This is a genomic window from Glutamicibacter sp. (assembly GCF_035257265.1).
Classification (GTDB): domain Bacteria; phylum Actinomycetota; class Actinomycetes; order Actinomycetales; family Micrococcaceae; genus Glutamicibacter.
The window spans coordinates 30,451-56,121 of sequence record NZ_DATEXC010000002.1 but is presented as its reverse complement, the minus strand read 5'-3'; the positions used below and the strand labels follow the sequence as shown (position 1 = coordinate 56,121).

At 56.6% G+C, this 25,671-nt stretch carries 26 protein-coding genes; 7 read left to right on the top strand and 19 right to left on the bottom strand.

What is annotated here, in order from left to right; genetic code table 11:
• Window positions 1-178 precede the first annotated feature (178 nt).
• Window positions 179-349, top strand: coding sequence for a hypothetical protein (locus tag VJ369_RS00295; protein ID WP_181148042.1), 171 nt, complete (start codon window positions 179-181; stop codon window positions 347-349).
• Window positions 350-442: 93 nt separating this feature from the next.
• On the opposite strand, the gene VJ369_RS00290 is transcribed toward VJ369_RS00295, so the two are convergent.
• Window positions 443-2,203: a plasmid pRiA4b ORF-3 family protein gene (locus VJ369_RS00290; protein WP_324090164.1), complete on the bottom strand. Its 1,761-nt coding sequence runs from the start codon at window positions 2,201-2,203 to the stop codon at window positions 443-445.
• 266 nt (window positions 2,204-2,469) lie between these two features.
• Window positions 2,470-3,030, bottom strand: coding sequence for a plasmid pRiA4b ORF-3 family protein (locus VJ369_RS00285; RefSeq protein ID WP_324090163.1), 561 nt, complete (start codon window positions 3,028-3,030; stop codon window positions 2,470-2,472).
• Between the two features lie 155 nt (window positions 3,031-3,185).
• Between VJ369_RS00285 and VJ369_RS00280 the strand changes: the two genes are divergently transcribed.
• Complete coding sequence (locus tag VJ369_RS00280) at window positions 3,186-3,884, top strand: maleylpyruvate isomerase family mycothiol-dependent enzyme (protein ID WP_324090162.1); 699 nt, start codon at window positions 3,186-3,188, stop codon at window positions 3,882-3,884.
• 65 nt (window positions 3,885-3,949) lie between these two features.
• On the opposite strand, the gene VJ369_RS00275 is transcribed toward VJ369_RS00280, so the two are convergent.
• Genes VJ369_RS00275 through aceB form a run of 3 tightly spaced genes read right to left on the bottom strand, consistent with a single transcriptional unit; the run spans window position 3,950 to window position 7,675 of the window.
• Window positions 3,950-4,783, bottom strand: a complete 834-nt coding sequence (locus tag VJ369_RS00275; protein WP_324090161.1) for a bifunctional allantoicase/(S)-ureidoglycine aminohydrolase — start codon at window positions 4,781-4,783, stop codon at window positions 3,950-3,952.
• 10 nt (window positions 4,784-4,793) lie between these two features.
• Window positions 4,794-6,047, bottom strand: a complete 1,254-nt coding sequence (locus VJ369_RS00270; protein WP_324090160.1) for a DUF6986 family protein — start codon at window positions 6,045-6,047, stop codon at window positions 4,794-4,796.
• Window positions 6,044-7,675: a malate synthase A gene (gene aceB / locus VJ369_RS00265; RefSeq protein ID WP_324090159.1), complete on the bottom strand. Its 1,632-nt coding sequence runs from the start codon at window positions 7,673-7,675 to the stop codon at window positions 6,044-6,046. The genes VJ369_RS00270 and aceB overlap by 4 nt, the downstream gene beginning before the upstream one ends.
• A 458-nt stretch (window positions 7,676-8,133) precedes the next feature.
• Between aceB and VJ369_RS00260 the strand changes: the two genes are divergently transcribed.
• Together VJ369_RS00260 and VJ369_RS00255 are read left to right on the top strand one after the other, a co-directional pair.
• A complete protein-coding gene (locus tag VJ369_RS00260; protein WP_324090158.1) occupies window positions 8,134-8,904 on the top strand; it encodes an IclR family transcriptional regulator in 771 nt (256 codons plus the stop codon).
• 203 nt (window positions 8,905-9,107) lie between these two features.
• Window positions 9,108-10,142 carry an aldo/keto reductase gene (locus VJ369_RS00255; protein ID WP_324090157.1) on the top strand — a complete coding sequence of 345 codons (1,035 nt, stop codon included), beginning with the start codon at window positions 9,108-9,110 and terminating at the stop codon, window positions 10,140-10,142.
• Window positions 10,143-10,166: 24 nt separating this feature from the next.
• Here VJ369_RS00255 and VJ369_RS00250 read toward each other — a convergent pair whose 3' ends face one another.
• Entirely contained in the window at window positions 10,167-10,751 is a 585-nt protein-coding gene (locus VJ369_RS00250) for a TetR family transcriptional regulator (RefSeq protein ID WP_324090156.1), read from the bottom strand.
• Window positions 10,752-10,981: 230 nt separating this feature from the next.
• On the opposite strand from VJ369_RS00250, the gene VJ369_RS00245 reads away from it, so the two are divergent.
• Complete coding sequence (locus VJ369_RS00245; protein WP_324090155.1) at window positions 10,982-11,776, top strand: carbon-nitrogen hydrolase family protein; 795 nt, start codon at window positions 10,982-10,984, stop codon at window positions 11,774-11,776.
• Here the strand turns inward: VJ369_RS00245 and galE are convergent.
• The 12 genes from galE to VJ369_RS00185 form a co-directional block, all read right to left on the bottom strand.
• Window positions 11,773-12,750, bottom strand: a complete 978-nt coding sequence (gene galE, locus VJ369_RS00240) for a UDP-glucose 4-epimerase GalE (RefSeq protein ID WP_324090154.1) — start codon at window positions 12,748-12,750, stop codon at window positions 11,773-11,775. The two genes, VJ369_RS00245 and galE, sit on opposite strands and share 4 nt — an antisense overlap.
• Window positions 12,747-13,925: a galactokinase gene (galK, locus tag VJ369_RS00235; protein ID WP_324090153.1), complete on the bottom strand. Its 1,179-nt coding sequence runs from the start codon at window positions 13,923-13,925 to the stop codon at window positions 12,747-12,749. Before galK ends, galE begins: the two co-directional genes overlap by 4 nt.
• Window positions 13,922-15,049 (bottom strand): galactose-1-phosphate uridylyltransferase, encoded by a 1,128-nt coding sequence (gene galT, locus VJ369_RS00230; protein WP_324090152.1) that lies wholly within the window; start codon window positions 15,047-15,049, stop codon window positions 13,922-13,924. Before galT ends, galK begins: the two co-directional genes overlap by 4 nt.
• A gap of 57 nt (window positions 15,050-15,106) precedes the next feature.
• On the bottom strand, window positions 15,107-16,045 hold the full coding sequence (locus VJ369_RS00225; RefSeq protein ID WP_324090151.1) for an aldose 1-epimerase family protein: 939 nt from the start codon (window positions 16,043-16,045) through the stop codon (window positions 15,107-15,109).
• A gap of 106 nt (window positions 16,046-16,151) precedes the next feature.
• Window positions 16,152-17,333 carry a multiple monosaccharide ABC transporter permease gene (gene mmsB / locus VJ369_RS00220; protein WP_324090150.1) on the bottom strand — a complete coding sequence of 394 codons (1,182 nt, stop codon included), beginning with the start codon at window positions 17,331-17,333 and terminating at the stop codon, window positions 16,152-16,154.
• Window positions 17,330-18,868 (bottom strand): multiple monosaccharide ABC transporter ATP-binding protein, encoded by a 1,539-nt coding sequence (mmsA, locus tag VJ369_RS00215; RefSeq protein ID WP_324090149.1) that lies wholly within the window; start codon window positions 18,866-18,868, stop codon window positions 17,330-17,332. The genes mmsB and mmsA overlap by 4 nt, the downstream gene beginning before the upstream one ends.
• Window positions 18,869-18,970: 102 nt before the next feature.
• Complete coding sequence (gene chvE / locus VJ369_RS00210; protein ID WP_324090148.1) at window positions 18,971-20,137, bottom strand: multiple monosaccharide ABC transporter substrate-binding protein; 1,167 nt, start codon at window positions 20,135-20,137, stop codon at window positions 18,971-18,973.
• A 419-nt stretch (window positions 20,138-20,556) separates the two neighbouring features.
• Window positions 20,557-21,144: a hypothetical protein gene (locus VJ369_RS00205; RefSeq protein WP_324090147.1), complete on the bottom strand. Its 588-nt coding sequence runs from the start codon at window positions 21,142-21,144 to the stop codon at window positions 20,557-20,559.
• A gap of 2 nt (window positions 21,145-21,146) precedes the next feature.
• Window positions 21,147-21,698, bottom strand: a complete 552-nt coding sequence (locus tag VJ369_RS00200) for a DUF6286 domain-containing protein (RefSeq protein WP_324090146.1) — start codon at window positions 21,696-21,698, stop codon at window positions 21,147-21,149.
• Window positions 21,695-22,075, bottom strand: coding sequence for an Asp23/Gls24 family envelope stress response protein (locus tag VJ369_RS00195; protein WP_324090145.1), 381 nt, complete (start codon window positions 22,073-22,075; stop codon window positions 21,695-21,697). Before VJ369_RS00195 ends, VJ369_RS00200 begins: the two co-directional genes overlap by 4 nt.
• A complete protein-coding gene (locus VJ369_RS00190; protein WP_324090144.1) occupies window positions 22,072-22,248 on the bottom strand; it encodes a hypothetical protein in 177 nt (58 codons plus the stop codon). Before VJ369_RS00190 ends, VJ369_RS00195 begins: the two co-directional genes overlap by 4 nt.
• A 36-nt stretch (window positions 22,249-22,284) precedes the next feature.
• Window positions 22,285-22,788 (bottom strand): Asp23/Gls24 family envelope stress response protein, encoded by a 504-nt coding sequence (locus VJ369_RS00185; protein WP_324090143.1) that lies wholly within the window; start codon window positions 22,786-22,788, stop codon window positions 22,285-22,287.
• 112 nt (window positions 22,789-22,900) lie between these two features.
• Between VJ369_RS00185 and VJ369_RS00180 the strand changes: the two genes are divergently transcribed.
• Both VJ369_RS00180 and VJ369_RS00175 read left to right on the top strand, forming a co-directional pair.
• Window positions 22,901-23,443, top strand: coding sequence for an RNA polymerase sigma factor (locus VJ369_RS00180; RefSeq protein WP_324090142.1), 543 nt, complete (start codon window positions 22,901-22,903; stop codon window positions 23,441-23,443).
• Entirely contained in the window at window positions 23,440-24,009 is a 570-nt protein-coding gene (locus VJ369_RS00175; RefSeq protein WP_324090141.1) for a hypothetical protein, read from the top strand. Before VJ369_RS00180 ends, VJ369_RS00175 begins: the two co-directional genes overlap by 4 nt.
• Before the next feature lie 140 nt (window positions 24,010-24,149).
• Here VJ369_RS00175 and araA read toward each other — a convergent pair whose 3' ends face one another.
• Window positions 24,150-25,661 carry an L-arabinose isomerase gene (gene araA / locus VJ369_RS00170; protein ID WP_324090140.1) on the bottom strand — a complete coding sequence of 504 codons (1,512 nt, stop codon included), beginning with the start codon at window positions 25,659-25,661 and terminating at the stop codon, window positions 24,150-24,152.
• Between the last annotated feature and the right edge of the window lie 10 nt (window positions 25,662-25,671).

Here is a 25,671-nt window from a genome sequence, read left to right as displayed (position 1 = left end):
GGGCACTTCGGCAATATCAAAACGTTGCTGATCAGTTAGCTGAGAGCTTTCTTAGAACGCTCGCAAACCTCGCAGTGCAGTGCTAGATTGGCCGGGTAAGGATCGCTCGACCCCTTAGTCCTTGGTCATTATTGGCAGGCAAGAGGTTGGCGGCGGAAGTTCGAGCATAGGGAGATGTATGAAAGAAAGCGTCCCAACGAATTCCACCGATACTTCGGATCAGACGCTGGAGGACCACATTTCGGATCCCGCGCTTTCCGATGAAGCGGGACATGACTGGACCGATGAAGGTGGGGCAACCCCCGCTGGTCCTGCAACAGATGTCAGTCCCGAAGAATCCCAGCGATAACCGACCCATAAGCGCATTCGTTCCCCATTGGGGGCATCAGAATTTGATGTCATCAATGGGGAACTTTATTTTTGCTCTGCTGGTTTTTAGAAGTTAGAACTCAAGTTCCAGGGCCTCGTTGATCTCCTCGATGCTAAAGGCCGCAGGATCAATCTCGTCCACACCCATCTCTTCAAACCATTCCGAGACTTCGCCATGTTCTTCATGAGCTGGCTCCCTCATAGCCTTGAGCATTTCTGCCCAACCCCAGGGCCCGCCGCTATCTTCAATGGGCGCCATACGCCGGCCTCCCGTGCAACGTGGAAGCTGGCCTTCGGCAGAGTCGAGGATCTTCTCTACATCAATACGCACTTCCCAGCCGTCGCCAAAGTCGTAGGCGTAATCCAGACGGTCTTTCTCTGCCTTGAGTAGCTCGGACACAAGGAAGCCGTCCTCGACTTCGTCGTATTCCATCTCCTCAATTTCGGGCCCATAGCTGGTGCCCTTATATCCGCCGGAGCGGAACTCGTGCAGATGTCCGTCGTACCAGTCGAAACTCGCCTGAATAATATCGTGCAGGTCACCTAAGTGCAGATCCATCGGCACTAGAACTCTGCGCCAGATCGGCGGCTTGGTTTCTTTTAATCCGAGCTTGAGCTGCAGCACCTTGCCGGTATAGGGCTCTTCGCGTTTCAAGCGTCGCGGTTCGTTCGGGAGCAATGCCAAAAGCTCCTCCCACTTCGAGTCCAGATTCTGTTCAGTCAAGTTTTCGTCCTCTGTCTCTTCATCAATGTCGGTCAAGAATGCTGCGACGAAGCCGGGAAGTGAATAATATTCTCCCTCTTCGACGAGCCCTAGTGCGCACAATACTGCCATGCGTTGATGCGCGGCGTCCCACACGGTGGCGGAAAATTGTTCGTCGCGAGGTTCGGCGACTTCATGCCCTCCACCTTCGATACCTTCAAGTATCCACAGGTTCGCCAGACCCCACGTCTCGACCACCATTGGATCGGTGTCTTCAGGCATTTCAAGGTAGGCGTCGAGGAAGCTCTGCAGGAACATGTAAATCGTCTCGAAGGTCAGCTCACCAGCTGATTTCTGGAACTCAGAGAACCTGGCGCCTGCAGATAACTGATTTGGTGCTTCGAGCGCGACGACTTCGGCTCTCAACAACCCCATGAAGGTGATGGTCAGGACCTGCTCAGCCTGCTCTGTGTTCAGTGTCTTGAGCACCTCGTCATTGAGCGCTTTCGCCGCATGGGGGATGAAATCTTCGTCAAGAATTCTTCCTTGAACGGATCCTAATTCGTTGGCGCACCACTGTGCGAAGTTTCGGGCCAAATCCACCAGTGGAGGCTTCGTCATATCGGTCAGCAGAAGAGCTTCAACCTCACCGTTTACTGCTGATGCTTCGAGGTCTTCTGTCGCAAAAAGATTAGACGCCTCAAGTTTGCTCCGCAACCACTGCAAATCCTGGGTGCTCTTTTCCCAGAGCCCCATCTCTTCGAGGTAATCAAGATAGTCCGCCCAAGCCATGTGGATCAGTCCGCGCATCTGATCGGCTTGCCCGGCTGGTTCAAAGCCAGATTGGAACTCGATTAAATCCTCTATGGCGGCGAAGAGAGGACGCACGTCGAATGCGGTCACCGAATCCAACGTGGCACTATCGGCATACCCATACAAAGTCTCTCGAACCGCGGCCAGCACCACTAATGAAGTCTCCGTGTCCACATCAAATTGGCTATACCAGCGCACGAACGAAGGCGTCATCGCATCAATCCCACGATCGATCTTGACCTGCCCCACCGAGACCATGCCATGTTGGCTACGACCCGGGTGCCCCTGCTTTGGTTGCTTCTTATTGCTCTTGGCCACAACGATTCCTTCATCCACGGTCGGCTTGACTTTAAGGCTAACGGTTCTTAGCGGTGTTGACCTTCGCCGTCGTACTGGGATTCAAGAAGGTTGTTGCCCATTCCTCCATGAAATCGCCTCCGATGTTTTCGGACAGCTGCTCTTGCATGGTGTATATGGTGAACAAATCGTAGCTTTCGGTCAATGCGGGTGCGCATAGTGGCACTGGAAAACATGTAAAGGTTTTTACACGTTTATCCACAGGCTCACCGCGTCCAGCTCGGCAACTATCTGGCGTAGTCGAACATTTCGTTGATTTGCTGCTTATCAAAAAGTGCGGCATCAAACTGCTCACCTTCACGGAGCAGTAGCCACTCGCGGTACTCCGCAAGGTCAGGATGGTTTGGATCTTTTAACGCTTCAATGACCATGGCCCAACCCAGCGGGCCGCCGGAGTCTTCGCGCGGGGCCATACGGCGCCCGCCGATGCAGCGTGGCAGATCACCGCCGTCGTCAAAGAGAACCTGTTCTAGTTCAATGCGCACTTCCCAGTAATCGCCAAAGTCATAAACGTAATCGAGGATGGCTCGTCGAGACCATGGAAGGTGCCCAAGGCACACAGTGGATTCTTCAAGGTCCGACAAATTCTCGGAATCCGTAGCGCCGTAGCTGACACCATCAAGTTCAAACTGGTGCGGGTGTGCGTCGTACCATCCGAAGCTGTATTGGATCACTTGGTGCAGCTGGTCTAATCGCATCGATGACGGAACCAATACCCTGCGCCAGATGGGCGGGCTGGTGTCCCTTACTTTTAGTTTCAACTGCATTACCGAAGGTTTTGAGCGCATCAGCTCTTACTCCTGAACATTAGATCGCTAATCTTCAATACTGGATTCTTGCGCGCCGCTCCCCGAATAGAACTTCCCGGGTTCGCGGCGATACTCGTTTGATATAGAAGGACTTTCCCGTGCTATTTCAAACCCCACATTGGTAGGGTGACACCATGATCAACACCGCCCGATTGCACTCAGACCTGTCCCGCCTGAACCGTGAAACCTCAATGATGATGGCCACGATTGACACGTTGTCTGCCGAGGAACTTGCAGCCGACTCCCTCTGTGAGGGTTGGAGCCGCGCCCACGTCATCGCCCACCTTGCCTCCAATGGCCGCACCCTGGTCAAGCTCATCGATTGGGCGATCAGTGGCGAACCGCAGCAGCTTTACGCGTCCACCGAAGCACGCAACGCGGAAATTGCCGAACTTGCAGCGTTGCCCGGCGACGAACTGCTTTCCCGCTTCCGCGACGCAGCCAGCTACTTCGCCGAACAGTCCGAACGCCTCACCGGTGAACTAGCCGTTGACGAGGTTGATCTGCACGGCAAGATCATCCCTGCAACGTCCATCGTGGCACTGCGCATCGCCGAGGTAGTCATCCACCACCATGACCTGCAAACCGCATGGACCATCGAAGAAGCCGATCCTGATTCACAGGAGAACGCCGTCGAGGCAGCAGTGCGCACCATGCGTGTGAAGAACGCCCCAGGCATGACGCTGCTCAGCGAAGAAGGCGACGAATGGGTTATCGGTGACGGTGCGCTGCAAGTTCGTTCAGACCGTGAAGGTTTCATCGAGTGGCTGGCCCGCGGCCAGGCCCGGCATATTGAAGCCGATGGCCCAATCCCGGTTCTGCCTGCCTGGTAGCACCGGCACAGACCTACTGTAGGCTGCGGAACTTTTCAGTTCCGCAGCCTACATTTTTTAGCAGCTTACAAAGCGACCTGGCGGTTCTGATCCTTGTACAACAGGTAGCGGAAGTTACTCGGTCCCCCGGCATAACAAGCCTGTGGGCAGAAGGCGCGCAGTGACATGTAGTCCCCCGCCTCCACCTCGACCCAGTCACCGTTCAACCGGTAGACGCCCTTGCCTTCGAGCACATACAGGCCATGTTCCATGACATGAGTTTCTGCGAAGGGAATCGAAGCTCCGGGCTCAAAGGTCACGATATTCACGCCAAAATCGAAGGCAATGTCATTCGGATCAAGCATCCGGGTGGTCCGCCATTTACCCTCAGTGCCAGGCATTTCACCTGGTTCCACGTCGCGTTCGTTGCCCACTACCGGACCCGGAGCGGAAATACAAGCCACCGGCTCATAACGCTTGCGGATCCAGTGGAAGCTTGCCACTTCGCCGCCGTCGTTGCGGGCAGACCAGGTAGCTCCGGCAGGAAGATAGGCGTAACCGCCATCAACCAACACATGCTCCTGTCCCTCGATAACTAGGGTCAGTTCCCCGCCGAGAACAAAGATAAATCCCGAAACTTCGGCCTGCGGCTCCGGCTTGGAAGCGGCTCCGCCGGGAGCAACTTCAAGGATTGACTGGGAGAAAGTGGTCGCGCCTCCGGCTATCGGACGGTTGAGAACCCAGGCACGGGTGTTGCTCCATTCGGGGAACACACTGGTGACAATGTCACGCAAAACGCCCTTGGGGATGACGGTGTAGGCCTCGGTCACGATGGCGCGATCGGTCAAGAGTTCGGTTTGTGGCGGGTGCCCACCGAAGTTCGTGTAATACGGGGCTTTGTGTGTGGCTGCTGCAGTCATGATTTTCCTCCTAGGCATGGGTTCGATTTAAGGCGATGGCTTCAAGCTCGGCGGCCGAGATCTGGGCAAGTTCTTGGACTTCCTCCACGGACACCGCGCCGCAGCTGAGTCCGCGGTGGATATAACGGGCCAAGGCCCTGGCGGTGGCGGGTTCGTCCATAATCGTCGAGTCGATCTGGTGTACGTAGTTACGCAATCGTGTGGCCGCGGCGCTCAACCCTTCGCGGAAGAATGCGAAGGTCGCTAGATAACGGGTAGGCAGGTGGTTGGCGTGCATATCCCAGCCCTGATAGATCCCGCGTTCCAGGTGACGACGCACCAACCGAGCGTGCAAGGCCCAAGCGGCGGCGATATTCTCCGGGTCTCCTGCCGGGATGATATTGGTGGATCCATCTGAGAGTTCCACCCCGGTGCCGGCCACAGCAACCTGCATGACGTCCTTGGCGAAGTCCGCGACCGGGTGTTCCATGGACTGATAGGCGGCGGCTACCGACAGCGACGCCGAGTAATCATAAGTACCGTAGTGCAGGGAGGAGACTCTGCCCTTACCCGCGTGGATCAATTGGGCTACCGGGTGGGTTCCATCCGCAGCAATAATTGCCTGCGGCGTTTCCACCTGCACCTCAAAGCGGATCCGCCCGGCATCCAGACCGTGGTTTGCTTCAAGTTTCTCTGCAAGGAATACCATCGCCTGGACTTGCGTGACCGTACTGACCTTGGGCAAGGTCAAGCGTAATCCTGCAGGTAACCCACCGTTGGCCACTAGCCGGGATATAAACAAGTCAAGGGTGCGGATACCACGGGCCCGGGTGGGGGCTTCGAAGCATTTAAAACGAATACCGATGCAGGCAGGAGCTTGCCCGGCGGCCACGGCGGCGGATACCGAGTCGGCGGCGGCAAGTGCGTGCGCGTCCTCCTCGGCATCCGGCCTGTTGCCGTAACCATCCTCAAAGTCGAGGCGTAAATCTTCGATGGGTTCACCCTCAAGCTTGGCTGCCACCAGGGCACCGAGCTTCTCTGGCTGCGCATAACCTAACCGAGTGGCTAGTTCACGCAACCCCGCAGCTCCCCCGGCGGCCGTGAGCGCGTTAGTTCCCCACTGCGCGGTTAATTCACCGGTGAAACGGTCCCCGGGCACATACACGGTGTGCACCGGCTGACGTGCTCCGCTATCGCCTGGATAGTTCTCACGCAAGAGTTTGTCGGTATCGGCCAGTTGCGCTTCTACGGCAGCGAGGGTTGACTCATCGAAGAGATTACTCATGGTTTGGTCACGAATTCCTTATCCAATAGTTCGTAGGCTGGAGTGGTCAAGAAGTCGGCGAAGTCCTCATCCTTACCACTGGTCAGCCGCGCAATCAGCTCAGCTGCCGGCTGGTAGTAGGCGGTGAACTGTTCCTCGTTATTAACTTCCGAACGCAGACGTTCAACTTCTTCCGCCAAAATGCCGGAGACCAGCTGCGCGGTGATGGTGTTACCGGTATCAGCGGCAACAACCTTGTTACGGATCTGCTGCCAGATCTGTGAGCGGGAAATTTCTGCGGTAGCGGCGTCTTCCATCAGGTTGTGGATGGCGACCGCACCATTGCCCGAAAGCCACACGGCCACGTAGTTCACCGCGACGTAGAGGTTGGCGCGCACGCCTGCCTCGGTAACATCTCCGGGTGCACTGGCGATGTCCAGAAGCTGAGCGGCAGTGACCTCAACTTCTGGGCGCTGGCGATCGATCTGGTTTGGCTTGGTCCCGAGCACCGAATCGAAGATTTCCTTGCAGATGTCCACCAGATCCGGGTGGGCCACCCAGGAACCATCAAATCCGTCATTGGCCTCGCGGGTCTTATCCTCACGGACCTTCGCAAAGGCTGCGGCGGTGACTTCTGGTTCACGGCGGTTGGGGATGAAGGCTGCCATGCCACCCATGGCGAAGGCACCACGCTTGTGGCAGGTCTTCACCAGCAGTTCGGTGTAGGCGCGCATCATTGGCGCTGTCATCGAGACCGCGGAGCGGTCAGGCATGATGAACGCTTCGCCGGCTTCACGGAAGGTCTTGATAATCGAGAATAGGTAGTCCCAGCGTCCGGCGTTTAGTCCCGAAACGTGGTCGCGTAGTTCGTAGAGGAATTCTTCCATCTGGAATGCTGCCGGGATGGTTTCAATGAGCATCGTGGCACGCACGGTGCCGTAATCAATGCCGAGCTGTTCCTGCGCGAAGGTGAAGACCTCATTCCACAGGCGTACCTCCAGGTAGTGCTCCATCTTTGGCAGGTAGTAGAACGGGCCTTGGCCGGACTCGGCGAGCACCTTCGCGTTGTGGAAGAAGTGCAGACCGAAGTCCACCAGCGCGCCGATGGCAGGTTTGCCATTGATCAGCACATTATTTTCTGGCAGGTGCCACCCACGTGGGCGTACCACTACTACCGCGAGTGGGGCGTCGTTGCGCAGTGCGTAGGACTTGCCGCTCTTCTCATCGGTGAAGGCCAGGGTGCCACGGGCGGCGGCTGACAGGTTAGCGATTGCATCAATGACATTTGACCAGTTAGGGGTGGAAGCATCTTCCAAGTCAGCCAACCAGACCTTCGCGCCTGAGTTCAGCGCGTTGATGGCCATCTTGGCCGGGGAGGCCGGACCGGTGATTTCCACACGGCGGTCGCGCAACGCTTCCGGCGCTTCGGCGACCTTCCAGTCTCCGGTGCGTACGTGCTCGGTTTCCGGATCAAAGTCGATGGCGCGGGCGTCGGAGAATTCTTGGCGGCGTACGCTGCGTGCGTCCAACAGGTTATTACGGGTGTCCGCGAACTTTTCATGCAGCTTCTCGATGAAGGCTAGCGCCTCGATGCTGAGAATTTCTTCCGCTCCGTTTACCTCTGGGATGCGTGAGATTGAGATGGTCATGGTGCTCCTTAACCTATTGGTGTCGTGTTCCGGCGACATTTTCTACTGGTGGATTCTTTCGTCTTTTAGAGACTGCTGAACCCGAAATTTTGCTCTTGCGGTGCAACCCGCGAGGTAATGCGTATGGAGTTGGGTTTGGCGGATTCAGCGACGAACGTCCGGATGGTGGAAGTCAATAGCTTCATTGCCAAATTCGAGGCTGAAGTCTGCACTCGAATCATCAACGACTGCTCTACGCTCAAGACCACCATTCCGCCCCTCCTCCAAAAAGTTTCCGTATAGTGGATACTATTATCTATAAAATGAAATTGCAAGAGCTTTTTGTCCGCCACTTCACATAAATTCGGACAGTTTTTTCGGATCGTGGAATGTTTTGCGGTTTTAGCGGTAATCTAAAGGGAAAGATTCCGCATTGCAGAAGTTCGCGGTTCGCAACATCAAGTTACTAGGAGCAAGACATGACACAGACCCCAACAAAGGCAACCAGTGGTGTCCAGTCGGTCGAACGCGCCTTTGAGCTACTAGAGGTTATTGCCCGCGCCGGAGGAGAAGCGGCATTGAGCGAGCTAGCGCTCGAGTCTCCGCTGCCGCTACCCACGATTCACCGCTTATTGCGGACTCTCGTCGGGGTCGGCTACGTTCGCCAGCTTCCCAACCGCCGCTACTCACTAGGCCCACGCTTGATCCGTCTGGGCGAAGTCGCTAATCGGCAGCTCGGAGCACTGGCTTCGCCAGTATTAAAGGAACTTGTAGGAAAACTGGGCGAATCTGCAAATATCGCAGTACTCGATGGCGACATGGTCACCTATATTGCCCAGGCGCAGTCCCCTCACTCGATGCGCATGATCACTGAAGTTGGCCGCCGCGCAATGTTGCACAACTCGGGTGTCGGTAAAGCGGTACTCTCCGTACTTGATGATGAACGCGTACAGCGCCTGGTCTCGCAATCGGGCATGCCGCCAAAAACCCCGAAGACCATCACCACGCTCGGCAAGCTTTTCACCGATGTGGAGGCGACCCGCGAACGCGGCTACGCAATGGATGATGAAGAACAGGAATTAGGGGTTCGCTGCATTTCTGTTCCGGTCCCCGGAGCACCAACACCGATGGCGATCTCTGTCTCCGGGCCAGTAACCCGCGTCAATCAGGAATTCATCGTGCAGGCAGTTCCGGAATTGCACCAGGCAGCTGCGGAGCTCGGGCGTCAGCTCATCGCTGTCTCTGATTAATTGATCTGGCGGCACTCGGCTATGCAGGGATGATAGATCTCGACTGATCAGAGAATCTCGCAGCTGCTGGGATCCGTTGTCCTCCTTTATAGGGCGATCGCGCAGTCTTCACCTGCCGACATATTGCGCATTACTTCTTGCCGGGCACCACCCCTCCGCCGGTAGTCTCGGCACAGAGAACTGACGGCAACCAGAGGAACACCATGGCGCAGGATCAACGAACGCTTTCCAGCATCAATCTCGGTCAAGGACTGCAGGTATCCGAACAAGGACTCGGGTGCATGTCGGTCAGCGGCGTCTACGGTTCAGCTGACGACGTCGAGTCTGTGAGCATGGTCAATCATGCATTGGATATCGGCGTCACTTTCCTGGACACCGCAAATATCTACGGGGCAGGGCACAGCGAAGCACTGCTTTCTCAGGTGCTCAAAACACGCCGCGACGAGGTCACCCTTGCAACCAAGGCAGGTATCGTTCGGCCCAAGAACCCCGGAGATCCACGCGCAAACGGCGATCCTGCATTTATCAAAAATTGCCTGGACGAGAGCCTGCAGCGCCTGGGAGTCGACGAAGTTGATCTGTACTACTACCACCGGGTGGACAGCCGCGTTCCTATCGAAGAAACCGTAGGCGCCTACGCCGAGCTAGTACAGGCTGGGAAGATCAAGCACATTGGCCTGTCCGAGGTCACGACCCACGAACTCCAACGTGCGCATCAGGTTCACCCAATCACCGCGATACAGATGGAATACTCGCTATTTAGCCGTGACATCGAAAAGTGGCTACTGCCCGCAGCAAGCGAACTAGGGGTCGGCGTAGTTCCCTACGCCTCTCTCGGACGCGGATTCTTTAACGGTGCCGCCGAATCGCTGGAGCAGCTACCCAAAGAGGATATTCGACATAATTTCCCCCGCTTCGCCGCGGAAAACATCGACTCTAACCTCACGCTTCGCGACGAAATCTTCTCCATTGCACACGATGAAAAGATCACCCCCGGGCAGCTATCGCTGGCCTGGGTCTATGAGCAAGGCCGCAAGTTCAATGTAGCCATGGCACCGATTCCGGGAACACGTTTCATCTCGCACCTGGAGGAGAATGTCTCCGCGATTTCTCTGAAACTCAGCGCGCAAGCTCTGACGGATTTAGACGCATTAGCAAGCCGAGTTGCCGGCGAACGTCAGAAAGACATTTACTCGGTGTCTAAAGGACGCGAAGAACAGCAGATGAGTACACGATAAACGCTAGTTTCAGCTCAATCTCCACTACCGCGGAGTATCAAGCATGGCCGCATAGTCGAAAGCTTCATCAAGCGCATCTCTCAAGGAAATGTCGTCGCTTTCCAGCCAGCGCATCAAGGCATGTTCATGCAATGTCAGTGCGATCACCGTTGCCGTTTGGGCTAACCGTAGATTTCCACAGTGTTCGTTCAGTGCCTCAGCCAAAGACTTTTCCGTCTCACGGCGTTGCATTGACCATGCTGCGCGCAAGGAAGGCGAAGAGAGCACCAGCTGCGTGCGGCTACGAACCGTCGATGGATCCGACTCGGCGGCGATGACCGAAGCTTCAAAACAACGCCGAAGCATTTCTAGAGTGCTTTCTCCGCTTCGTGGTTCCAGCTGCTCCATCACGGACGTTAAATCTGTGCCCACAGCATGCAAGGCAGTGACAACTGCTTCTTCTTTAGATGAGAAATATCGGAAAAACGTTGCCCGTGAAATACCGGCTTCTTTGGCTGCCTGTTCTGCGGTGACAGTCTCAATTCCCTGCTCTGCAAACAGTGGATACATCTGCAGCGCGAGCTCGGAGCGCATTTTGGCTCGGACCCTGGTACGCATGCTTACGCTCATGACAATAACTCTACTCTGAGATGATCAACCACCAATGAGACTGCGTCTCACACTTTTTGTGTCGTTTTATCCCGAAATCTGGGGATTCGCCGGTGCAACAGCTCCGGTCAGCAGCAAATTCCACAATGACGTGGTTGAGCCGGGATTGCCAGTGCTCAGGGTCCTTCCGTAGAGTCAGAAGCAGCACGTACGCGTTGCCAGAACACCTCAGGGAAGGGAAACTGCCTAAGATGAAAATCGCCATGGCACAGGTGCTTAGCACCGCCAATCCGATGCACAATCTCGCCATCATCCGTGACTACGCCAAACAGGCAGCAGCGCAAGATGCGAAATTGGTGATCTTCCCCGAGGCCATGCAGATCTGCTTTGGCCATTCCCTGACGAACATCGCCGAGCCGCTAGGCGGTCCCTGGGCCACGCTCGTCAAGCAGCTCGCCCGGGATATCGGCATCAACATTGTCGTGGGAATGTTCACCCCGGGCACCGCAGGACACGTACGCAATACGCTCTTGGTTACCGGACCCGACGCCGACACCCACTACGACAAAATTCATCTCTACGACGCATTCGGCTTCTCCGAATCGGACACGGTGACCCCCGGCGAGCGCCCAGTGCAGTTTGTAATCGATGAGGTCACCTTCGGCTTGGCGACCTGTTACGACATCCGCTTCCCGCAGTTGTTCACGCATCATGCCAGGCAGGGAGCGCAGGTCAGCCTCGTCTCGGCTTCCTGGGGCGCCGGAGCACGCAAAGTTGAGCAATGGACCGCATTGGCCCAAGCACGCGCCTTGGACTCGACCACCTTTGTGCTCGCGGTGGATCAAGCGGACCCGTTGAGCATGGGACAAGAACCAAAGAGCAGCGCTCCGCTTGGGGTCGGCCACTCCATCGCAGTGGGGCCGCTGGGCGAGGTTCTTGCCCAGGCCGGCGCGGCTCCAGAACTCCTGGTAGTGGAGCTGGATTTGACCGAAGTGGTGACCGCACGCAAGCAGCTACCGGTTTTGGACAACGCCGTCGATCTTTAGGCTTCCTTGGCAGGAGTCAACGCGTGTGAGGCTCGGTACGCGCTATCAACCATCTGGTCCAAGCTGTGGCGCATAGCCCAGCCTAGATCGCGGGCAGCTAACTGGCCGTCAGCAACAATCCGAACAGGGTCTCCAGAGCGCCGTGGTTCCAGCAGCGGCTGGAACTGGTTCCCGGTCACCCGCGCTACGGCATCCATGATTTCTCGCACGGACACTCCATCACCCGAACCGAGGTTGTACACCGGCTCCAAGCCCTGGTCCGCTTCGAACTTTTTAGCGGCTTCCACATGGGCTAGCGCCAGGTCTGCCACGTGCACGTAGTCGCGCACGCAGGTGCCGTCGGGGGTGTCGTAGTCGGTACCGAAGATTTTTGGTGTGGCATCGGAGTTGAGCGCTGCGAATACCAGTGGGAACAGGTTGTGCGGGCTCGCGTCATAGAGCTCTTCGGAGCCAGAACCCACCACATTAAAGTAGCGCAGACTGGTGTGCTTCAGTCCGGTGGCAATCCCCTGATCACGAATCAGCCATTCTCCGATGAGTTTGCTTTGCCCGTAAGGTGACTCCGGTTCGGTGGCGGTCTGCTCGGTAACCAGTGCAACGCTCGGCGTTCCATAAACTGCCGCGGAGGAGGAGAAGACCATGTTCTTTACTCCCGCCTCGTGCATTGCTTCGAGGAGGCGGGAGGTCCCGGTGACATTCTGCTCAAAGGTGAGCAACGGGAATTTCACTGATTCTCCCGCATACTTGTAACCAGCCAAGTGGATGACACCGGTAATTGAATGCGCCTCCATAATTCGTACCAGTTCCGCACGGTCCAGCACGCTCGCCTCGTAGAACGGCACATGCGCAGGCGCAAAGGAGCGGATTCCACTGCTCATTGAATCCACGATGACCGGTTTAAGCCCTGCCTCATCGAGGCAACGCACCACATGGGATCCGATATATCCGGCACCGCCGGTGACTAACCAACTCATAGACTTCCTGCACCTTCATCTGCAATGACCGTGAATATTGTGGGACTGCGGTATCCAGCCCCAGCAAAAGCATCCGTGATTGCTTCGCTCACCAAGTCGATCTTATCTTCGGAAATTAACGCGATGGCACTGCCACCGAACCCGCCACCGGTCATTCGGGCTCCGAGCGCCCCGGCGCCCTGCGCAACACTGACCGCAAGATCCAGTTCGGGGCAGGAAATTTCATAATCATCACGCATCGAAACATGAGAGGCGTTGAGTAATTGGCCTACGGCGTTCATATCGGCGGCACGTAGTGCTTTAACGGTGTGCAGTACCCGCTGATTTTCGGTGACGATATGTGTGGCTCGGCGCCGGACCAACGGTTCAAGATTTTCTAGCCGTCCAATATCTTGGACATCTCGCAGAGATTCAACTCCTAACTCACTGGCTGCTTGTTCGCAGCTGGCCCGGCGCGCACCGTAGCCACCGTCAGAATTCGAGTGTTCCACCCGCGTATCGATCACCAGCACCACCAAGTGATGTTCATCCAACGGCAACGGAACGAGCTGTGAATCAAGAGTTCGGCAATCCAAGAACAGCGCATGTTCCGCCCCGGACATCAGTGACGCACTTTGATCCATAATGCCCGTCGGTGCACCCACAAATTCGTTCTCAGCACGTTGGGTCAACCGCGCCATTTCTTTCAGATTAAGTCCCAGCTCAAAGAGGTCGTTGAGCGCCACAATGGTTCCGACCTCAATGGCGTGCGAAGAGGAGAGTCCCGAACCGACCGGAACGTTGGAATCAACCAGCAGCTCAAATCCGCCCAGCTGAACCTGCGGCAGCTGATCCAAAACATAGGCAACCGCAGCCGGGTAGGCAGCCCAACCGGGCACCGCGCCTGGTACTAGATTTTCGTGGAGAATCTCGGTGATTTCCACCGTATTTTGCGCACCATAAGTGGAGGCGAATTGGTAGCTTTGAGTTTCGTTTGCAGCTTTGCGTCGCACCGCCACCAGCGCGTTCTTGTCAATGGCGAAGGGCAGCACAAAACCAAGGTTGTAATCGGTGTGCTCACCGATGAGATTCACACGTCCCGGCGCTCGCCAGATTCCGTCAGGCGTCTGCCCAAAGGTGTCCACAAATTTTTGCTGCAGCGTTTGGGCGCGCTGCACGGTAAAGGCGGTGTTCACAGTTTCACCTCGCGCAGGCGTGCTGCGGTCTGCTCGGCAGGCACGTCATTGATGAAGGCACCCATGGCGGCTTCGGAACCGGCAAGGAACTTAAGTTTATCTGCCGCCCGGCGCGGACTGGTCAGCTGCAGATGCAGTCGGGAAGCCGCACGGTCCGCAGCGTTGAGCGGCGCCTGATGCCACGCAGCAATATAAGGGGTAGGGGTCTCATAAAGCGCGTCAAAACGGCGCATTAAATCGCGATACATGATGGCCAACTCGGCTTTTTCTGCCTCATTCAAGGCAGCAAGGTCAGGTACATGGCGGTGCGGGACCAGATGCGCTTCTAACGGCCAGCGCGATGCGTAGGGGACGAACACCGTGAAGTGTTCACCCTGGCTCACGATTCGCGAACCGTCAGCCAGTTCATCTTCCAGGATTTGGCCCAGCAGGTTTTTACCGGTGGAAGCTAGGTGTTTGCGTGCTTGCTCGGCCATCTTCTGCGCGGTCGGTGTGACATAGGGGTAGGCGTAGATCTGCCCGTGCGGGTGATGCAAGGTCACCCCGATATCCTGTCCCCGATTTTCAAAAACAAAAACCTGTTTGATCCCGGTTTTCGCCGAGAGATCCTCGGTGCGTTGCACCCAGGCGTCGATGACCGTGCGAGCCCTGCCGTCAGCCAAGGAAGCGAAGGATCCGGCATGGTCAGAGGTGAAGACCACTACCTCGCAGCGGCCTGCCGCAGCCACGGCCCCGGCCGGAAGTTCGGCCGCTTCTGCGGGATCCGGGACTTCTCCCAGAACAGGGCCCAGGGAGGGGAAACGATTCTCGAAGACGACCACATCAAATTCGCTGGCCGGAATTTCACTATGCCGGGTTTCGGTACTTGGGCACAGCGGGCAGTCTTCCTTAGGTGGAAGGTAGGTGCGCGCCTGACGGTGTGCCGCTACCGCTACCCAATCCCCCGTCAACTGGTCAAAACGTAGTTCGCCAGGCTCCCCGCGAGGATCCAGCGAACGCTGGTCGCTGACCTGCTCGGGAACGGTATGCCCGTGGTCGGCGAAGAAGATTGCTTCGCGGCCATCGGCCAGATGGTGGGTACGGTGTGCGGTGAGTGACCGATTGTGCTGTGTGCCCTGTGGCATTTGCTGCTCCAGTAAGTGGATGGTTCCAGGCGGTAAAAAGACTGCCGGTGCGGGCTTTTAGTGTGGTTGGATGGCGCCGATGACCCACGCGGCATGATGGCTAGCTCCGGGAGCCAAACTAATGACGTCGGTGCCATCATTAAACGCTGCTGGTGGACAGCTCATGGGTTCTATGGCTAAGCCGGTACGGTTCAACGCCGGGTCTTGCTGATCCGCAGTATGCACCTGCACCCATGGGCAGCTTTCATCAAAGCTGATGTAACTACCCACACCGTGCTGATCCCTGAGCTCAACGCGGTAGTGCCGTCCCCCTGTGCCCCGCAAGTCGGTAAACGCGTGGTCGATAAAGGTGTCCCCAATGATGCGCGGGGAACTAAAATCAAGGTTCGTTCCTGCCACCGCGATGACATCTTCCGGTAACAGGCGCTCGCCGCTGACCTGCTGAACTTGCTGCGCCGGAACATGCAGGGTCCAGTCATCCACGCGGTCCCCGGGAGCCACCAGATAACAGTGGGAGCCAAAGCCATAGGGAGCCTGAAGATCGCCTAGGTTTGTGGCGTTGATGGTACTGCGCAGCCCGGAGGGCTCAAGCTGATAATTCACGCGCAGCAGCAAGGCGAAGGGGTAACCTTCCTGCTTCGGGATCAGTACCTCTAATTCCACCCGCTCGGCGCTTTGGCTGAGGATCGAGAAATCCGAGAGGTACACCAACCCGTGCAGTGCGTGTCCGCGAGTCACCTCGGTGAGAGGTAGCTGATACTCTGTGCCCTGCCAGCTGTACCGGCCGTCGATAACCCGGTTTGGCCATGGGGCAAGCGTTGCGCCGGAGTACACCGGGCGTTGTGACTGCGGGTCAAAACTGCGCACTAACGGACGCTGGCGGTATTCCAGGTTCACCACGGTGGCTCCGATGGTGGCGATCTGCGCACTGTAGCCATGGGCTGCAAGGTTGATCAGCTGCCCATTTGCGGTGAGGTCCTTCAATTCCGCCTGCATATCTTTTCTTTCCTAGTTTTCGCTGTGCTCAGGACATAGCTGAACCCTCCCGCAGGTCCTTTGTCAGGCGTGAGCCAAGGTGAACCGGCAGGAGGGTTCAAGGCGCTTAGCTGGCTTCGCCTGCGCGGCGCTTGTTGTAGATGTCAAAGGCAACGGCGAGCAAGAGCACCAGGCCCTTGACGATTTGCTGGGCCGAAGCACCCACACCCATCAGCTGCATACCGTTGGACAGTACCGCCATCACCAAACCACCAACGATTGCACCAGTTACCCGGCCCACACCGCCGGTTGTCGAGGCGCCACCGATGAAACAGGCAGCGATGGCGTCCAGCTCAAACATGTTACCTGCGCCGGGCTGTGCACCATTGGAACGCGAGGAGAAGACCGCTCCGGCCACACCGGCGAGCATGCCCATGTTAATGAAGATCCAGAAGTTGACCTTCTTGACGTTGACTCCCGAAAGCCGAGCAGCCGAGAGGTTGCCGCCAATGGCGTAAATGTGGCGGCCGAAGACGGTCCGTGTGGTCAACACGTGGTAGGCGATCACCAGTACGCCAAGAATAATCAGCACGATTGGCATGCCGCGGCTGATGGCGATCTGCCAGAAGAACCACAGAATCACGATCGCCGACAATGCGTTTTTGGCGATGAACATGGTCATCGACTCGACGTCCTGGCCAAACTTCACCCGTCCACGACGAGTGCTGTACTGCGACCACACTAGACCTGCCACGGCCACCACGCCGATCAGCACGGTGAACATGTCAAAGCCGTAACCGCCGAGCAGACCGTTCAGGAAGCCGCCGGCCACCTGCTGGTATTCACCAGGGAATGGGGACAGTGAGACGTTGTTGAGCACTTCATAGGTCAAGCCACGGAACAGCAGCATGCCGGCCAACGTGACGATGAACGCCGGGATGCCCACATAGGCTACCCAGAATCCCTGCCACACACCGCATAAAGCACCCACGGCTACCGCCGCCAGGATACCAACCCACCACGGGGCCCCGGTCTTGATCACCAGTACCGCGGAGACCGCACCGGTTAAGGCGACCAGCGAACCCACCGACAGGTCAATATGTCCGGCGACAATGACCATAATCATGCCCAGGGCCAAGATCAGTACGTAAGAGTACTGCAACACAATGTTTGTCAGGTTGATCGGGCTGAGCAGCAGCCCGTCGGTCATGATGGTAAAGAGCACCACGATGAGCACGAAGGCAATATAGATGCCACTGGTGCGCAAATTCTTGGTGAAAATGTCTTTCAGCTCGGTTTTCAGTGTCATCGGACGTTTTCCTTCTCGATGGTCATAAGCTCCATGAGGCGTTCCTGGGTGGCTTCGCTTTTCGGGAGTTGGCCGGTCATTCGGCCATAAGCAAGGGTGTAGATACGGTCGCAGATACCCAGCAGTTCGGGCAGCTCCGAGGAGATCACCAGCACCGCCTTACCGGAGGCAGCAAGCTCATTGATGATCGTGTAGATCTCGTACTTTGCACCGACGTCGATACCGCGGGTTGGTTCATCCAAGATCAACAGTTCCGGTGCGGTGTGCAGCCATTTGCCCAGTACTACCTTCTGCTGGTTGCCGCCGGAGAGGTTGCCGGTTTTAGCCAGCACGCTCGGCGCCTTAATACGCATGGATTTTCGGTAATGCTCGGCAATCTGGATTTCCTTGTTGCCGTTGACAAACCCGCGCGAAGAGATCTTTCCGAGCCCGGCGGCGGTGGTGTTCACGCGAATGTCTTCGAGTAAGTTCAGTCCGAATTTTTTGCGGTCCTCGGAAACGTAGGCAATACCAGCCTTGATGGCTTTGCCTACGGTGGAGGTGTCTACCGGCCGTCCGTCCATCAGCACGGTGCCGGAAATGCCGCGTCCGTAGCTGTGGCCAAAGATGCTCATGGCCAGTTCGGTGCGTCCTGCACCCATAAGTCCGGCAATGCCAACAATTTCTCCGGCGCGTACGTCCAGTGAGGCCTTGTCGACTACTACGCGTTCATGCTGTGTGGGATGGTGCACCGACCAGTCGCGTACCTCGAAGACCACTTGTCCGATATCCGGTTCCCGGTCTGGGTAACGCGCCGAGAGGGCGCGTCCCACCATGCCCTGGATGATCCGACTCTGCGTGGATCCGGGGTCTGCCATGTCGAGGGACTCCACGGTCTGGCCGTCACGGATAATCGTGGTGTTATTGGCGATATCTTCAATTTCGCCCAACTTATGCGAAATGATGATGCAGGTAATTCCCTGCTCCCGTAGTTCGCGCAGCAGGTGAAGCAGGTGTTCGGAGTCGTCATCGTTCAAGGCGGCGGTTGGCTCGTCAAGGATGAGCAGCTTCACGTCCTTGTTCAGCGCCTTGGCGATTTCCACCAGCTGCTGCTTGCCAACTCCGAGCTGTCCGACCGGAGTAACCGGTGACTCTGCCAAGCCCACGCGGGCCAGCAACTTGGCGGCACGCTGGTTTGCTTCTTGCCAGTCAATCAGTCCGCGGCGCTTGGTCTCGTTGCCAAGGAAGAGGTTCTCGGCAACCGACAGGTAGGGCACCAGAGCCAATTCTTGGTGAATGATCACGATGCCTTCGGCTTCGGAATCCTTGATGCTCGAAGCCTTGAGCTCATGACCGTTGAAGAGAATTTTTCCGTCGTAGCTGCCGTGTGGATAGACGCCGGAGAGCACCTTCATAAGGGTTGATTTGCCGGCCCCGTTTTCGCCGCAGATGGCGTGGATTTCACCTTGCCTGACGGAAAGGTTTACTCCGTCTAAGGCTTTGACCCCGGGGAATGTCTTGGTGATGTCCTGCATCTGCAGGATGGTGCTGTCCATACTGGCGCCGTCCTTGTCGTGATCTTTGTACTGCAAGTTGCGTGGTGACTACGTTGGCGGGTACTAAGTTTCAGCACCCGCCAACGCGTCGTACACCGAGTACTACTTGGTCTGTCCTGCCTTGACCTCAGCGGCGGTGTAGTAACCGGAGTCAACCAGCAACGAGCTGATGTTGTCGGCGGTCACGACGTCCGAATCAAGCAGGAAGGAAGGAACAACCTTCTTGCCGTTGTCATAGGATTCGGTGTCATTAGCTTCCGGCTCGGTACCCTCCGCGTAGGACTTCACAGCCGTGACTGCTTGGGAAGCCAGCTTGCGGGTGTCCTTGAAGATGGTCGAGTACTGCACGCCGTCATCGATCAGCTTCACCGAAGCGATCTCGGCGTCCTGACCGGTGATGATTGGCAGACCGTCCTTGATGGACTTGCCGTAGCCAGCGTTGGTCAATGCGGTCTGGATGCCACGGGAGATTCCGTCGAATGGCGAAAGCACACCGTCAATCTTGGTCTTGCCACCGGCGTAGTGCGCGGTGATCAAGTCCTCCATGCGGCTCTGGGCTTCTTCCTGGCTCCAGCGCAGGGTAGCTGCCTGTTCGATCTTGGTCTGCTTGGACTTGACTACCAAGGTGCCGTCATCCATAAATGGCTTCAGGGTATCCATGGCACCCTTCCAGAAGAAGTGAGCGTTGTTGTCATCGATGGAGCCGGCGAAGAGCTCGATATTCAGCGGGCCCTTCTTCCCGGTCTTCTCGCCCTTATCATCGACAAGGCCTAGGCCGGTCAGCAGCGAGGTAGCCTGCTGCACACCTACCTTGTAGTTGTCGAAGGTGACGTAGAAGTCAACGTTTTCGGTGCCGTTGATCAGGCGGTCATAGGAAATGATCGGAATGTCCTGGTCAGCTGCAGCCTGCAACTGGCTGGACAGTGCGGTGCCATCGATGGAGGCGACCACAAGGATGTCGGCACCCTTGGTGATCATCTGGTCGATCTGCTGCTGCTGAGTCGGGATGTCATCGTTGGCGAACTGCATGAAGACCTCGTAGCCGGCTTCTTCAAGCTGGGACTTCACGGCTTCGCCGTCGGCAATCCAACGCTCGGAGGTTTCGGTTGGCATGGCGACACCGACCTGGATATCTTCAGGTGCCTTGCTGTCGCCACCGGCTGCGTCGCCACTTCCTGCTCCGCCACCGCCACATGCGGCCAAAGAGCCGACCAGTGCTAGGGATCCGAACGTTACTACCGCTCGGCGAGCCCAGTTATTCCGTGCCATCTTTTCCTCCTGCGTGTTCCGATTCGCTCCGGCGGTGCGACCGGGCTCACACTATGTTAGCGCTAACAACGTGCTTTGAGCCACTTTTTTGGAGAAGAATTTTTATTTCTCAAACTTAGGCCGCCAACTTCAGCGCGAGAGGACAGAAAATTTAGCCGTCGGCAGGGAAAATTACGCCTACTCAAGGGTAACAAGTGCCCCGGACGACAAAAGCTGCCCATCGTTGCCATTGATTATTTGCCTGCAGCTAACAAGCTAAATAACTTCGATACTAAAACGGCAGTGGCCATCCCCGGATAAACTCCGGTGACGGCCACTGAATATAATTATTTCTCCGCTGAGGCAACCAAGCACTGCGCTTCTGGGCAATAATCGCGCAGCTAGCTCAACTACTTCGTCAGAATCGACGCTCAACCTACCTAGTTAAGCGTTACCTTGGAATCAGATTCAGACTTCTTAAACCCAAAATCCAGTTTGACGTGCTTCTGCGTAAAACTTCGACCCAGGGCGGCCTCCATGTCCGGGATTAGGCGGGAGCGGACCAAATTCATGCTTTCGATCGGGGAAGCGTCAACACGTAGGGTGAACCATGCGTAGAGGACCGGGCTTTCCGTACTGCCACCGATGCGGATAGAAGCATCAAGGAGTTCCGGATGGACCTTCGCGGCATCCTGCGCTGCACGCGAAATAACACCCGTGTCGATTCGGCTGATCCCCGATTGCTCTTTCGAGCGATAGATGAACTTCTGATTTGACGGTTTACGGGGGAACGTCGACAAAATGACAATCAGAGATGCTACCGCAAGCAATCCGAGGAACAGTGAAGTATAAATGACTATCGACGGCATTGCCTCCGACCAGGCCCCGTGATCCAGACCGCTCAAAACCGGCTGATCAGTATTGGGCGCGTTCCACCTGCCCCAATACAGAGCCGCTCCGGCGGCCACGAGGATCAGCCCTACTACTGCGAGAATTACGCGTTGACGTGCACCGTTAGTCTTCCACAAGGTTACCGTTCCCCTTTCATCAGGACTCTGGCGCTGACCTTGACCTCACGAGACAAAGGAATCGCTGCCAGGGCGGCTTTCACATGCTCCTGAACCGAATTTTTAACCTCAGCAACCTCATGAACCGGCGTCGAAACGTGAATTTTCAGTTCTTGAGCCCGGAACGACACTGATGCCTTGTGGACACCATCGGTCCGCTCGGCTTCATACCGCGCAAGGTTGGACAGACCACGCGGATCCATCGTCCACTCTTCGCTAAGCTCCTGCGAGTCCCAGTCCAGCAACGCTGTCTTGCGCTTTCCCGGGATCACCGCCGCGCCAAGAAGCAAAAGGCCAACGATTACAGATCCAATGGCGGCACCAAGCAACCCCGCATCCGACCACGTCATGCCTTTTACTGCGCCCAGGAACCCGGTAATCCACTCGGGCCAGGCCCCACTGCTCAACCGGACCTGACAAAGTACCAGTGCAGCAATGCTTACCGAGAGCACGAGCAGCGCTATGAGCAGCAATGCCACGGTGCGGGCGCTGCGAATATACCAAAACCTACTCACAATAGGAGCCTCTCCTTCGCTGAAGTTCCCGACGCGTGTAGCCACGAAATGTCGATGTCTACCTGGACAGATGAGACCCCCAAGTACTCTCTTAGCTCATCTGCCACTCGGCGCCGCACGGCCTCGCAGGTCTGCTCGATGTTCAGCGGGTATCGCAAGCCAGCCTTAATGGAAACAGCTACGGTTCCACACAGAACCTCCGCATCGACTTGCGGGCGTCCGGTGATTTCCGTGGGCCTGCCCAAGCTCAGCAGTCCACCACTGCTGGAACCCACACCAGCAATATCAGAGGCTGCCTTGGCAGCAATCTTCGCGTATATCTGCGTGGCAATGGTGGTTGTGCCACGGGAATTGAACTCACTTACCAATCCACTCACCGCCGACGATTAATAAACAAGCGCTCCCAGTCGACGCGAGACTGCAGGAACCAGCCAACCGCTCCACCGATGAGAACAAAAAACGCTACGACAATAAATTGGGTGAAAGAGCCGAAGGCAATCAGCAATCCCGCGACTAGCCCCACGGCTAGTCCCCACCTAATTTGATTCATGGTTGTTCCCTTCGCTGCTCATCGATGGTGCCGTGGTTACTTCAGGTCTTCGCGTGGCTCATTGTCGTCTTCATCATCTTCTGGCAGGTGGACATCGGTAACGTCGATGTTCACTTCAATGACCTCAAGGCCAGTCGCGCGTTCGACCTGCGAAATGATGTTTGAACGGATGTCACTGGAAACGTCGACGATTGAGAAGCCGTAGGAAATTACAATCGATACATCGATGGCGGTCTGCTGCTCGCCCTTTTCTACGCTGACGCCGCCGGCGGTGTTGGCCGAAGCCCCTGGGATGCGATCTGCCAAGGAATTGAAAGTTCGGCGTGCTGCGTTGCCCATGGCATATACCCCTGGGACTTCGCGAGCGGCAATGCTTGCGATTTTCTGTACAACGCGGTCCTCAATAGTCGTCTTGCCAAGCTGGGTATGCAGCGGGCCAACAAGCTGTTCTTCCGGTTCCGCTTGCTGACGCTTCGACTGACGCTCAATCTCTTCTCCGGTGGGCTTGATGATCTTGTCGTTCATCTGTGACTGCGTCATGTTCTCACTCCTACTTTCGAGACGAAATTTTCGCCTACACTCATACAGACGAGGTGCATAACAATATCCTCACACATAATATGAGTGATCTAAGTCACATTTGGGGTGATGCGTGGAAGCACTCGAGTTACTTGCCTTAGTCGGCCGCTCGCGTGAAGGGGATCAACAAGCATTTGCTGCGTTAGTAGCGGAGCTGAGCCCTGGCTTACGCAGATATTGCCGCTCTTTTTTCAACAATTGGCAGGATGTGGACGACGCGCTTCAGGACACCTGGGTTAAGGTTTGGAAAAGCCTTCCGACGCTTAATCAGAATGGGGCATTTAAAACATGGCTCTACCGGGTTGCACGCAATATCTGTTTAGATCGTGTACGTTCGCCGAAAAACCAAGTCCCCACGATTGACGATGAAGAACTAGCGTTGGTGGCGGCGCCCGAACATCTTTCTCCGGAAAATGTTGCCGTGCAACGAAGCGAAACGGAACGAGCCTGGAGTGTTCTAGCCACCCTCCCCTCCGCTTTGCGCCAGGCATTCGTGCTCGTTTGTCTCGAAGAACTCAGCTATCAGGAAGCTGCCCGCATCACCAACACGTCCGAATCGACCATCCGCGGCCGGATTGCCCGGGCACGAAAACTTATCACTGAGGAGGTGTCATGAAAAATCTTCCCTGCGGACGCACGACGGATGACATACTTCAAAAACTTGACGAGGCGCCAAGCCTGCACGAGCTGGAATGCAGATGGTGCCATCAGGAGCGACGCCGGCTCAAGGATCAAGACGCCAAGATGCTGTCCCAATTGCGGGCTAGTTCGAGCGCGGAAAACACTCCAGATTTCATGCGCAATGTTTTAGATAAAATCTCAAACTTGCGGCCTTTGCAACGCAGCTGGGATGCGGCCTCTCCCGAAACGAGACAACCAGTACGAGTGTCTTCCACCGAAATCATTACCCGCATACGAGCCGAGTTCGCCGAATCTCGAAAGACCCAGTTGAACTACACGGAAGTCAGAGCCACCGATACCTCGATCCCACATACTATGTGGTTAATCAGATGCACGGTAAGTATGCTCACGAGGTCCACCGTGCACGAAATTGAGCAAGAAATCCTCACTCACGTAAATGCTGGACTCAATTCAATGGTGGCGAGCGACCACCTCACCGTAGAAATTACCGTCGAAGACGTTCACGGTGAAGTGTTAGTGCGCTCAGAAATCCAGGCTTGATCCGTGGCCAAGGATTCTCGCTACATTCTTCGTGACTTGTGCATCTTGGACGTGGTTCGACGAGTCTGACTAAGTTGAGACCGTCCACATCGAGAGCTAGGGCCGGCAACTTTTGTTGCCGGCCCTAGCTCTTCTTTTTCTTACAGGCCTTGAGCCAGACGGTAGTACGCCTGGTTCAGTCGCACCTGTTCGGCGAACCCGCGACGCGTCGTGTTCTCGTCAATGACTAACAATTCGGTGCCGGCGATTTCAGCAAAGACCTCAAAGGCCTCAATACCGGCGGCCGTAGACATCACCGTGTGGTGCGCTCCACCGGCGGTCAACCATGATTCGGCCGACGTGGAGAAGTCTGGCCGTGGCTGCCAAACGGCGCGTGCCACCGGCAAATTCGGCAGGTCCTGTGGCGGAGTGACCACGTCCACTACGTTGGCGGTCAACCGGAAACGCTCACGCATATCGGCCATGGAAACAACTACCGCCCCGGTGGTCGCGTCCGCGTTAAAGACCATGCGTACCGGATCTTCTCGGCCGCCAATACCCAGCGGATGAATTTCGATTCGTGGCTTGGTAGTGGTCAGCGACGGGCACACCTCAAGCATGTGCGCGCCGAGGATCAGTTCCTTGCCCGGGGTCAGATCATAGGTGTAATCCTCCATCAGCGAGGCACCACCGGGCAGCCCGGCTCCCATCACCTTGGCCGCACGCACCAGCACCGCAGTCTTCCAGTCGCCCTCGGCACCGAAGCCGTAGCCCTTGCCCATGAGACGCTGTACCGCGAGGCCCGGTAGCTGCTTGAGCCCACCAAGATCTTCAAAGTTGGTGGTGAAGGCCCATGCACCTAGCTCACGCAGGAAGGACTCGATGGCCAATTCCTGTCGAGCGGCATAACGCAGCGATTCATGACGCTCGGCGCCGGCACGCAATTCGGCGGAGACGTCGTATTGACGCTCGTATTCTGCAACGAGTTCATCTACGGCAGGCTCGGAAACTGCTTCCACGGCTTCCACCAGGTCGTTCACGGCCCAGGTGTTCACCGAGACGCCGAAGCGTAGTTCTGCTTCTGTTTTATCCCCTTCGGTCACCGCAACGTTGCGCATATTGTCGCCGAATCGAACCAATTTCATCGTCTGGGTGGCGTTCCAGCCTGCGGCGCCCCGCACCCAGTTGCCGATACGTCCGGCTACCGCCGGGTTGGAGACGTGACCAACCACCGTGGTACGGGTGGCACCGATACGAGTTGCTAGGTACGCGTATTCACGGTCACCGTGTGCGGCCTGGTTCAGGTTCATGAAATCGAAGTCAATGCTTTCCCAAGGCAGTTCAACATTGGACTGAGTATGCAGGTGCAACAGTGGCTTAGTCAGTGCTTTCAGACCCGAAATCCACATTTTGGCTGGGCTGAAAGTGTGCATCCAGGTAATCACGCCGAGCACATTGTCATCCGAATTTGCGTCCAGCATGGCCCGGCGGATGGAATCGGAATCCTTGAGCACCGGCTTCCAGATCACCTTTGCGGGCACCTGGTCGGAATCCCCCAGCGTGTGGGCAACTGCGCGCGACTGCTCGGCGACCTGACGCAGGGTTTCTTCCCCGTAGAGGTCTTGGCTTCCAGTGAAAAACCAGATTTCCTTGGAATCATATGCTTTGCTCATGACGTCCTTT